Origin of the sequence: Microcoleus sp. POL10_C6 (assembly GCF_036701585.1) — a bacterium.
Classification (GTDB): domain Bacteria; phylum Cyanobacteriota; class Cyanobacteriia; order Cyanobacteriales; family Microcoleaceae; genus Microcoleus.
Genome location: NZ_JAUBRB010000044.1, coordinates 47,286 through 57,513, shown reverse-complemented (window position 1 = coordinate 57,513; position 10,228 = coordinate 47,286). Strand labels below are relative to the sequence as shown.

General features: G+C 43.2%; 12 protein-coding genes. 5 read left to right on the top strand and 7 right to left on the bottom strand.

What is annotated here, in order from left to right; translation table 11 throughout:
• Both QUA34_RS21840 and QUA34_RS21835 read left to right on the top strand, forming a co-directional pair.
• On the top strand, positions 1 to 935 hold a 935-nt coding region (locus QUA34_RS21840), incomplete at its 5' end, for a GAF domain-containing sensor histidine kinase (RefSeq protein ID WP_333389216.1).
• A 170-nt stretch (positions 936 to 1,105) separates the two neighbouring features.
• Complete coding sequence (locus QUA34_RS21835) at positions 1,106 to 2,638, top strand: ATP-binding protein (RefSeq protein WP_333389215.1); 1,533 nt, start codon at positions 1,106 to 1,108, stop codon at positions 2,636 to 2,638.
• Positions 2,639 to 2,908: 270 nt separating this feature from the next.
• On the opposite strand, the gene QUA34_RS30250 is transcribed toward QUA34_RS21835, so the two are convergent.
• The 3 genes from QUA34_RS30250 to QUA34_RS21820 form a co-directional block, all read right to left on the bottom strand.
• Positions 2,909 to 3,013 (bottom strand): transposase, encoded by a 105-nt coding sequence (locus QUA34_RS30250; RefSeq protein ID WP_445242835.1) that lies wholly within the window; start codon positions 3,011 to 3,013, stop codon positions 2,909 to 2,911.
• A 354-nt stretch (positions 3,014 to 3,367) separates the two neighbouring features.
• Complete coding sequence (locus tag QUA34_RS21825) at positions 3,368 to 4,060, bottom strand: hypothetical protein (protein ID WP_333389214.1); 693 nt, start codon at positions 4,058 to 4,060, stop codon at positions 3,368 to 3,370.
• A gap of 28 nt (positions 4,061 to 4,088) precedes the next feature.
• Complete coding sequence (locus QUA34_RS21820) at positions 4,089 to 5,477, bottom strand: GAF domain-containing sensor histidine kinase (protein WP_333323469.1); 1,389 nt, start codon at positions 5,475 to 5,477, stop codon at positions 4,089 to 4,091.
• Between the two features lie 121 nt (positions 5,478 to 5,598).
• Between QUA34_RS21820 and QUA34_RS21815 the strand changes: the two genes are divergently transcribed.
• Entirely contained in the window at positions 5,599 to 5,766 is a 168-nt protein-coding gene (locus QUA34_RS21815; RefSeq protein WP_333323467.1) for a hypothetical protein, read from the top strand.
• Positions 5,767 to 5,872: 106 nt separating this feature from the next.
• Positions 5,873 to 6,196, top strand: coding sequence for a DUF3155 domain-containing protein (locus tag QUA34_RS21810; protein ID WP_006635576.1), 324 nt, complete (start codon positions 5,873 to 5,875; stop codon positions 6,194 to 6,196).
• 364 nt (positions 6,197 to 6,560) lie between these two features.
• Here QUA34_RS21810 and QUA34_RS21805 read toward each other — a convergent pair whose 3' ends face one another.
• The 3 genes from QUA34_RS21805 to QUA34_RS21795 form a co-directional block, all read right to left on the bottom strand.
• Complete coding sequence (locus QUA34_RS21805) at positions 6,561 to 7,094, bottom strand: cofactor assembly of complex C subunit B (RefSeq protein ID WP_333083596.1); 534 nt, start codon at positions 7,092 to 7,094, stop codon at positions 6,561 to 6,563.
• A gap of 319 nt (positions 7,095 to 7,413) precedes the next feature.
• Positions 7,414 to 7,806 carry a PadR family transcriptional regulator gene (locus QUA34_RS21800; RefSeq protein WP_333083597.1) on the bottom strand — a complete coding sequence of 131 codons (393 nt, stop codon included), beginning with the start codon at positions 7,804 to 7,806 and terminating at the stop codon, positions 7,414 to 7,416.
• A 343-nt stretch (positions 7,807 to 8,149) separates the two neighbouring features.
• A complete protein-coding gene (locus QUA34_RS21795) occupies positions 8,150 to 8,353 on the bottom strand; it encodes a DUF751 family protein (RefSeq protein ID WP_333083642.1) in 204 nt (67 codons plus the stop codon).
• Positions 8,354 to 8,637: 284 nt separating this feature from the next.
• Between QUA34_RS21795 and QUA34_RS21790 the strand changes: the two genes are divergently transcribed.
• Positions 8,638 to 9,513 carry a DNA adenine methylase gene (locus tag QUA34_RS21790; RefSeq protein WP_333389213.1) on the top strand — a complete coding sequence of 292 codons (876 nt, stop codon included), beginning with the start codon at positions 8,638 to 8,640 and terminating at the stop codon, positions 9,511 to 9,513.
• 226 nt (positions 9,514 to 9,739) lie between these two features.
• Here the strand turns inward: QUA34_RS21790 and QUA34_RS21785 are convergent, their stop codons facing one another.
• The gene (locus QUA34_RS21785; RefSeq protein WP_333083600.1) at positions 9,740 to 10,222 is read right to left on the bottom strand and encodes a PD-(D/E)XK nuclease superfamily protein; all 483 of its coding nucleotides are present in this window, start codon (positions 10,220 to 10,222) and stop codon (positions 9,740 to 9,742) included.
• Positions 10,223 to 10,228 lie beyond the last annotated feature (6 nt).

Sequence of the window (10,228 nt, the reverse complement as noted above, 5' to 3'; positions counted from 1 at the left end):
TTACTACCGATCGCCTAGAATTGTTAAAACTTTTATCTGCCCAAATTGCTATTTCCATTGAGAATGCTCAACTTTACAAAACTTTACAGGAGTTTAATCAAAACTTAGAGCAATTAGTGAGCGATCGTACTCAACAATTATCGAACACCCTAGAGGCTTTAAAAGCCACCCAAACTCAGCTAGTCGAATCTGAAAAAATGGCATCTCTAGGAGGATTAGTTGCTGGTGTTGCCCATGAAATTAATACTCCCATCGGAGTGGGCGTCACTGTTGCTTCAGCTTTGGCAGAAAATACCACAGAATTTGCATCTATTTATAAAAGTGGCAAAATGAAGCGCTCGGATTTAGAAGAGTTTGTCGATATTGCTAGTCAAAGCAGTAAAGCACTTCTAATTAACCTAGATCGGGCGGCAGCCTTGATTCAAAGCTTTAAGCAAGTAGCAGTAGATCGCTCTAGCGAAGAACGACGTACTTTCCAGATCAGACCTTATCTTGATGAAATTTTATTACAATTAAAACCAAAGTTGAAAAATAGCCAACATTCGCTTAAAATTAAGGGAGATAGCAAAATAGCTATAGATTCTTATCCAGGAGCATTGTCCCAAGTTGTGACAAACTTGCTAATCAATTCTCTGATTCATGCCTACGAACCAGGGATTTCTGGGGAACTAATCTTTGATTGGGAGCAAGAAGGTAATCGGCTAAGGTTTGAATACGCCGATGAAGGTAAAGGTATTCCCCCAGAAAACTTAAGTAAAATTTTTGAGCCATTCTTTACCACTAAGCGTGGTCAAGGTGGCAGTGGGTTAGGGTTACATATTGTCTATAATTTAGTCACCCAAAAACTAAAAGGTGAAATTGAATGTATCAGTGAGGTGGGAAGAGGAACCAAGTTTATTATTAAATTACCCATGCAAATTGATTCACCAATGTAGATTTCCAATTCCGATTTCCTGGCCAAGATAACTAAGTAAGTTTACCTCCTTAAAAGTAAAATAAGGATGACTGAAAAGGTTGCTGTGTAACTCTTCTCCCTTCTGCCTTTTTCTTAACAGGTTTTCTAACTTCAAACCTAAACATTAGTAAAAAATAAAGGTGTACAGCAATGAAAAGTGATTTTGACGATTTGTTAACTCAACCATCTCCAGAAACAGTATACTTTGCCGAAGTAATCGACTCGGATGACGAGATATTGTTTGCAGATGAAACCACAGAAGAAAAACTGAGTGAAAGCTGGAAAATTTTAGTTGTAGATGATGAGTCTCAAGTTCACACCGCTACCGAAATTTCACTAAGGAAGTTTGTCTTTGAAAATAAATCTTTAACCTTCATTAATGCTTACTCCGCTCGTGAAGCTAAACAGCTAATCCAAGAAAATCCTGATGTTGCCATCATCTTACTTGATGTAATTATGGAAACAGATGATGCTGGCTTAAACTTTGTTAAATATGTCCGCGAAGTCTTAGGCAACCAGTTAGTGCGAATTATTTTACGCACGGGTCAACCCGGACAAGTACCTGAAAAAAGCATTATTATCAATTACGATATTAATGACTATAAAACTAAAACTGAATTAACGACATCAAAGCTATACACTACGATGCTAACAGCTTTGAGAAGTTTTTCTCTAAGTCATAAATTGCAGTCTGAAATAGAGCGACGCGAACAAGTAGAGAAAGCACTCCGTCTCAGTGAAGAAAAAGAGCACCAAAAATCTGTTGCCTTAGAGCATTTTGTCAAAGAACTCCAAGAAACACAACTCCAGCTAGTTCAAAGTGAAAAAATGTCTAGTCTCGGTCAATTAGTTGCAGGTGTCGCTCATGAAATCAACAATCCGGTTAACTTTATTTACGGCAATCTATCCCACGCGAACGACTATATTAAAGAACTCATTAATATGTTGAATCTTTACCAAAAGTATTACCCGCAACCAGAAGCAGAAATTATCCATGAAATAGAAGATGCAGAGTTGCCATTTATCATAGATGATTTACCAAAATTGCTTTCTTCCATGCAGTTAGGGATCGAACGCATTCGCAATATTGTTCACTCTCTACGCAATTTTTCGCGGTTGGATGAAACTGAAATTAAATCAGTAGATATCCACGAAGGCATTAATAGCACTTTGCTGATCTTACAGCACCGACTAAAGGCTAAGTCTGATCGGCCTGCTATTAATGTGATAAAAGACTATGGTGCATTGCCACTTGTGAACTGTTATGCCGGTCAGCTCAATCAGGTGTTTATGAACCTTTTAGCGAATGCTATAGATGCTTTAGAAGAGCGGCTAAGTAGAGAAGATGGTGCAGTTTTTCACCCCCAGATTTTGATTCGGACTGAAGTTGTACCCGGCAATTCGCATGACAATATTAGCTCGGCTTCCCACATCCTGGTAACAATTTCTGATAATGGTGTGGGCATGACAGAAACAGTTCGTGCTAAACTTTTCACTCCCTTTTTTACTACTAAACCCATAGGAAAAGGTACAGGCATGGGATTGTCCATCAGCCGAAAAATTCTGATAGAAAAACACTGCGGTCAATTGGAGTGTATTTCTACGCCAGAGCAGGGAACGCAATTTATTATTGATCTGCCGACTATCTGTAGAGCCACTAAGATCGCTGTAGCGAATGCCTAGAAAACTTATCTGGCTGAATTGATTGATCATATAGCAATCCTTGCAGGAGTCGTAAACTTTTTACCCCACCCCAACCCTCCCCTTATCAAGGGGAGGGAGTAAGAAATTCACAAATGATTTAGGATTGCTATATATCGGTTTTCAGTTGCATGAGAATAGGGTAATTGCTAATTCCTCATTCATCGGAATTCTGACAGAATTTTTTCCTGCAGCAAGTCCCCCCTTTGCTGGGGTGGGGACTTGCTGCGGCTTTAGCCACATTCTTCTAACTTAATTGTGTTGGTTTGCAATATATTTTTTAACAATCTCTTCCGAGGCGTTACCAACTGTGCCGTAAAAATACAGTATATTCCATGTATATTTAGTACGCTGCATTCCGTAGAGAAGCAGAAAAAATGAAAATTTATGGGATCGAGTTTCGTAAAAAAATAGTCAAAGCTGATGAAACCGGTGATACATCAATTAGGGCGGTGTTGAATTGTTGAGCGCGTAAATACAAGATTAACACATCCTGATAGCTCGTTTGACAGGAAAAACTTTTTGTTATTCTACATCAGGTAACAAGTTGCTCAGACATTCCCTTCGATTATTAATTCACTATCTAAAATTGGCTAATCTTCCGATGCCATATCAAAATCAAATAAATTATTTTGGTTCTATGCGCTCGCCGGCGTTGCTTAGTTATACCCTAATTTATAAACGCCTTTTTTTGTAAAATAATCTGGGCGCTCAACGTTCTTCCCTATGCCGTAAATGCCGCCCGATTTCTTGATGACATACGTGCCAAAAATACAGTGCTAAATTCAGAAGAGCTAATAATTTAGTGCCATCTTCTAACATCGCGTGTACTCCTAGACTTTGAGACTCAAAAATATCCTCAAACCGTGAGATAGCAAACAAGACGAATGCTACGACTAATGGCAGGTAAGGAGTGGTTTTGATGTCTCTCCAAAACTTAACTCCGTAAAAAAAAACAGCACTACCATAACAGAAATAAATTAATTTGCTAGATATTCCCAACCCAGAAAGCATCAAAGTCATCCGAAACCTGTCATCTAGGAAAAAGACTCCGAGTAGTAAAGCACTAAAAAATAAGAACATCCCCGATCTACTCCGCGGCTCTTTTTGGCGCAGCACTCCGAAAGTAAATGCACAAATTGCGACTGGGGTGCACCAGAGGACTTCGGAAACTCCGGTGAGAATTCCTTCGTAAGGGAACCAGAAATTAAAAGGGTCGCTAAACAGGCGTTCAACTCCGTCTCCCTGGTTGTTGAGTTTTGCGTATACGCTCAGCCCGCCCAAAATCAGAACAGTCAGAATGTTAAAAGCAGCTAAAAACCGTACACGAAAAAAGTGTTTTTTGAAAATTTCTAAAGAATTTGAAAACTTGGGAATTTTATCGAATAAAGGTAGATGCTTCATAAAAAATGTCTCTAAGCAATAGAGTTCGTTACTTATCCACTGGTAGCCAAACCACAAATGTAGTGCCGCGATCGGTTGGATATAATAAATTAGTTTCTGCAGAGGGCAGCCATTCTGGATTGAGTGGGGAAAATACTTCTATTTCTCCTTGCATTTGGCGGACTAAATCGCGGGCGATCGCCAAACCCAATCCTGTACCCGGAATTTCTGTCTGCGCTTTTTCTCCCCGGTAGTGCCGCTCAAATAAATGCTCTAAATCCTGGGGAGGAATGCCGGAACCTGTGTCGCTGACGGCAACTGCTATGGCAGGCAATTGGCTGTATCCTGCCCGATCGCCATCCGCTGCTTTGTACCGGACTTTAATATAAATTTGGCGGCCGGCAGGGGTATATTTCAAAGCATTGTCAATTAAATTGCTCAAAACTTCGCGCAAAGCTCGATCGTTCGCTGAGACTGGTGGCAAATTCGCCTCCAGGTCGGCGACCAATTTCAGATTCCTTTCAGATGCGATCGCCTCGGCGGAATTTAACAGCGGTTTTAAGACTTCTGTAACAAAACAGGATTCCTCCAAATTGGCCACAGGTGACAGCGACAGAGGAGAATGCCGGATTGATTCCACATTGGACATGGCTTTTTCTGAAGTGCCCGATCGCAGTTTTAGATGTGCTTCGCCGGTGTCAACAGTTCGATCGAACTGGCCCAGCAACTCTTGTAGCCGATCGCTCTCTCGGACAATACTAAAAGCCACATTGCGGTTTTTGTCTTCCGGTACCAGCCGCCGCGCTAACAGCTTGCCAAAAGTTCGCAACGCTGTCAGCGGACTTTTGAACTGGTGCAGCAAATTGTGCATCGTGTCGTAAACCTGAGCCTGGATTTGTCGGGCAGAACCCAATTCCTGCTGCATCCACTGCGATCGCTGGTCTAAAATGCAGGCTAGGGCTAAGGTGCGAGCAATTTGTTGTATTTGAGCCTCTTCTCGCTCGTTCCAAGGCCTGTCTTGCCGACCGCTGACTAGGAGTCCCATTACAGCTCCCTCGTGTATCAGAGGCGTCACAATTTGCATCCGCTGCTGCCACAAATTCTCCGGGCCTTGGCACTGATGGGAACTCCGCTCCTTACCCGGAAGTCGATCGGGTGCGATCGCCTCTACCGTTGATTCTTCCACAGGCCGAACAGGCGGCGCCAGCAGTCGCGGTACCGGTTTCACTGTCGAGCTTTCGGAAGATTGCAACCTCAACCCCTGATTTTCTTCCAATTCGGCTGAGGTTTCTGGGTAAACTGCGATCGGCACCAACTTTGCTTCGCTGCCTTCTACCAACTCTTGTGTCAGGTATACTGCGCTGAATTTCGCTCCCAAACTAACGGCGATAGCCACCTGCGAACGGCAAAGTTTGACAAATTCTGAACTGGCTGGCATTAACATGAGCGCCACATTAAGATATCTAACGGAATTTTAAGTAAATTACAAATGATCGGCGGCCGATTACTGATGAGATACTTCTCGATTTCAGATTTATTCCCTTTGATAGAAGGCAGCTATGTTGAAGGCATGGGGCTTTCATGAACCAACATTGCCCCGCATCGCCCTCCGCGCAGCTTCCACAGATCCCCAAGCTGGGCTTTTGGCGGAACTTGCGGCCCACCATAGCACAACCGCTACACTTTTGTCGATCGGCACGAATGTTAAGATTATGTCGATATATTAAAAACAGTTGAAATTTTGAGCTAGAACGGATATACTGGCCTCGGATTTGGTAGCTATCATTACAACCTGTCTGCTCATACTGTCTGCTCACAGAGGAGGTAAAGAAATTGGCCAGGAGACGCAAACGCAAGAGTCGCCGCCGACAAGAAGGACGCAGAATTTTAGAGTGTGTGCCTCAATATAGCATCGAGAGCGGCGAAGATAAACCCGTAACAGCGGCTCGCAAGTTCATCCATGCAGAAGGCATTGCTCCCCCAGCTTTGCTGTTAGTCAAGCGTAACGAGCATACCACTGACAGATACTTCTGGGCTGAAAAAGGTTTATTTGGAGCCCAATACGTAGAAGAGAACCATTTCTTGTTTCCCAGCTTAAAGGTGATGTTGGAAGCTACCACAGAAAAAATTCCTGTGGTGTCAGCCAGCCGCGCATAGCTCAAAATGTTTAGCTCAAAACATTGACAGCAATGTTTTTCTAAGTTTTTTAACAAAAGCGCGAGAGTTCTCATTGTCTGGAGAGTGCCAACTGAAATTTCTGCGAAAAGTCCTTAGAAATTAGGGTATAAGGAGCCATCGCAACAGGCGTGATCGCAGCCCAAGGGCGATCGCCACAATTGGCACTTTCACGATAATGGTTTTTTTTTGACTGTTTTGTCGATCAACTTTGTCGATCGAACAAGTGGCTCAAAAAAACAGCCACGGGTTGATCAACTAGAGAGCCGCTTTTGAGTCATGGGTTTGTCAGCTCGAAGTCTAACTACGGCATCTAGCATATCAAAAAACGTTCCGCGTCAAACTTTTAATCGATCGGTTTCAAATCTAAAGCTTTTTGCATGGCTGCTAGTTCATCGCGGTGAGCTCTGACAGTAACAAAGCTCTTGGTTGGGCTTCCCGACTCAGCAACTGATTCGAGTTTGAGGGAGACTTGCTCAGAGCGTCCAGCTTTTTTCCAGTAAAATACCCCCGCCAGCGGGGACAGCAGTACCAAAGCTAGGAAAATTTGACCCTGCTGAGGAACTAGCATTCCCAAAACCAGTCCCAAGCACAGAGTGCCACCTGCACTCAGCAGAGTTAGAAAAATAGCTAGAAACCAACTCGGCCGCACAAAACCCTCAAACGTGACTTTATAGTTGGGGGCATCGACGGCTGCAACTCGGTAAGCTCTATCGGCAAAATACTGTTGTAAGTCGGTTAACAGTGACTCTTGGGCGCTCTCGGAAGCCAGCTTGACTTGTTCGATGCGATCTTTGACTGAAGCCTTGATGAAGAAAAACAAGCCTACGGCCAACAGCAGCGTCAGCACAAAGGTAGAGGGAAGAACAGCAGTATCCATTGGTAGAAGTTTGTGTAATTGAAATTATCTACTATTACTTTACAGAACTTTACATAAGAAAGCGATCGAGGACTTACGCGGACACTTTGTTATCAAAATTCGCAGAAAGCTTCTTCTGCAAGGCGTTTTGCTCTCCATCACCCAATAATTCCCATATCTCCCCATCATCCCTAATTCTCAAGTGACAATGCGTAAGTCCTGACGTAGTGTAGCTGCTTTAATCGCTGTGTGGCGATCGAGCAAAGCGAAGGCAATCCGGCAAATCGCTTTGCAAGTAGCGCCAGCATCTCCAGGGTTTAGGCATCCGATTCCAACTCGGCTAACCTGTGTGACCAGTTTCTAAGGCGCGGGAACGACGCTCTGACGAGCCGTTTCCCTGACCAATGTACTCATGCCAGAGACGAGCGAGGTCTTGAGCTTGGTGACGCCACTCAGGAAGGATTTGATACATCCGGCGGGGGCGGCCGCGTCCTTCTACTTTTTTCCAGTAACCGGTGATTACGGCTTCATCTTCGAGGAATTTCAGAGCGCTGTAGAGAACGGTATCAGATAGTCGGTAGATGGGGAATTCCCTCTCTAGTTGGCCAATCAGTTCTGTACCGTAGGAATCTCCGCGCAATAACACGGAGAGAATGTAACACACAGCTAATTCCTTGTTTAGATAAACAGGAGGGGGGTCTTGAAAAAATTGATAGATATGTTCAAACTTCATCTGTCTTGTCCGCTGGAAACTCTCGTGATACCGTCAGGTTAACGGGAGAGGAAAGCGGGGCGGGGTGTGCCGCTTCCTAATGATTAAGTGGGACACCGGGGAAACAGAGGTGCAGTATTTCCCCAGTGAATGTTGATAGCCCCAAACGCTTGTCCTGCACTTCGGTAATGTGGGCCTGCGGCTTGGTTGAGCAGCGCTGACGTAACGCCGCTTACTAACTTCCTCTTCCAATCTATCGCAGCGACTATTGTCAAGTGTGCGATCGCCTGCAAGAATTGGCAGTTACTTTGGGAGTTAGTGTTTTAACTGAATTTGCCGTTGATGTTTGCGTTCTAGCTTGGCTTTAAACCGAACTCAGGCCTAACATAGCCCGCAGTGTAAAAGTTAGAAAGACAAAAGTCGCTACAATCGAACTAATCAGGGCGATTGCACTTGTCGGTCGATCGAGCAGGGGTTTGAGTCGCTCGAACAGGAAAAAGAAAATTCCCAGACATATCGTAATGAAAAAGCGCGGGTAGCGAGAGACGTTATTAATAAAATCTTGCATGGGCTTGGTGGGGTAAAGTGTCACAGTACAATCTTTGACTGGTAACACTTGTGAGCGAGTTAGACAATTTTGGCACAGCCGGAGCTAAATCTGCCGATCTGGCGATCGGGCATTTTTGCCGGCGAGGCTGACATATATAATTCTAACGAAAACTTTTCGCCGATCGCTCCGGCACTGTCTTTTTAATGCCACTTAATGCCACGCGACCTCCGGTAACAACTTCAGAAGTATGTCTATTGAGTTCTAGTTGTGATAAATATTATAGGGCCGTTATTTCTAGATAAATGTCTGCTGCCGCACCTTCTTTCGTCTTGCCACGTCCCTTTCTGAAATGGGCAGGAGGCAAAACTCGGTTGATTGGACAATATCAACCTTATTTTCCTGAAAAGTTCACAACTTACTACGAGCCTTTTTTGGGTGGCGGAGCTGTATTTTTTTACTTAGCACAGCAGCACCCTGGTTTGCAAGCTGTTTTAACAGATATTAATCCTGAGTTGATTAATGCTTATCGCTGTGTCAGGGATAAAGTTGAGGAGCTGATTCTACTTTTAGAGGATCATCAGTTAGAACATACCAAGAACAATAAAGATTATTATTACTGGGTGCGATCGCGCTCCTACAAAACAGATACAGAAAAAGCAGCACGCCTGATTTACCTAAATAAAACTTGTTACAACGGCCTCTATAGAGAAAACTCAAAAGGTGAATTTAATGTTCCCATAGGTCGATACAAAAATCCTAACATTTGTCAAGCAGATTTACTGCGATCGGTCTCATCTTTACTCGCGCCCGCTCAAATTGAAGTCAGAAAATTCGGTGAAATTTTGGATTTTGCTACCAGCAACGAAGACTTTGTTTATTTTGACCCGCCTTATTATCCAATCAGTGCCACCAGTAACTTCACGACTTACAGCCGGGATAATTTCAAAGAATCGGAACAGATTAAACTGAGAGATATTTTTGCAGAACTTGCAGAACGGGGCGTGAAAGTTATGCTGTCTAATTCTAACTGCGATTTTATCGAAAAAATCTACAGCGATACTCAACTTTTCCCAAATAAATCTCTGCCAAAAATCATTGAAATTTCAGCATCTAGGGGAATTAATTCTAATACTTCTAAGCGCGGCCAAATCAAGGAATTATTAATACGTTTATTTTAAATCTTATTTAAGCCAAGTCTCTAATTAAGGAAGGAGAATTAAATAACTTACAATGCGTGATGGTTCTTGTGGGATGGGCGTCCCGCCCGTCCAGAAATGGCGGGCTTTCTGGCCCAACCCCTACACCCCACAAACTTGTGTAAATTATTTAATTCGCGATCCTAAGCATATTTTGTAGGAGCAATACGTAGTTTCCCCACACGCGGTGCAAGTTCCGTAAGTTCTGTTACAGATATTTGTTAGCCCAGGTAATAAAACCTTCGAGCTTGTGAACTGCCAACAGATTTTGATTGTCAGGAATTTGTTTTTTAAACCAGTCGATCGAACCTTGCCTCATACCGTCACCGCCCACTATAACAATAGTTGGCACTTGATAACAATTTTTAATATTTAAATTGAGGTAAGGATACTTCTCGTCTACTGAACCTTTGTCTTCTTGCCACTTGCACTCAACAATTAGACCCCGAGAAAACCCACCGGAATTAACAATGTAAAAATCGACATTTATTTCAGTTTCATAAATGCTAGACCCGATATAAACCTGTTTAGCATATCGCTTGGGATTTTCAGTAGAGATTAAGAGCCACTCTAGCTTGCGCTTTTTCGGCAACTGGGGACATATTTCGAGATATCCGTGGCCTCTCAACGTACCTTCTACAGTTGTTTCTAAAACAAAACCAGTTTTATTGGCTCTACAACCCCTATTCATTTTGTT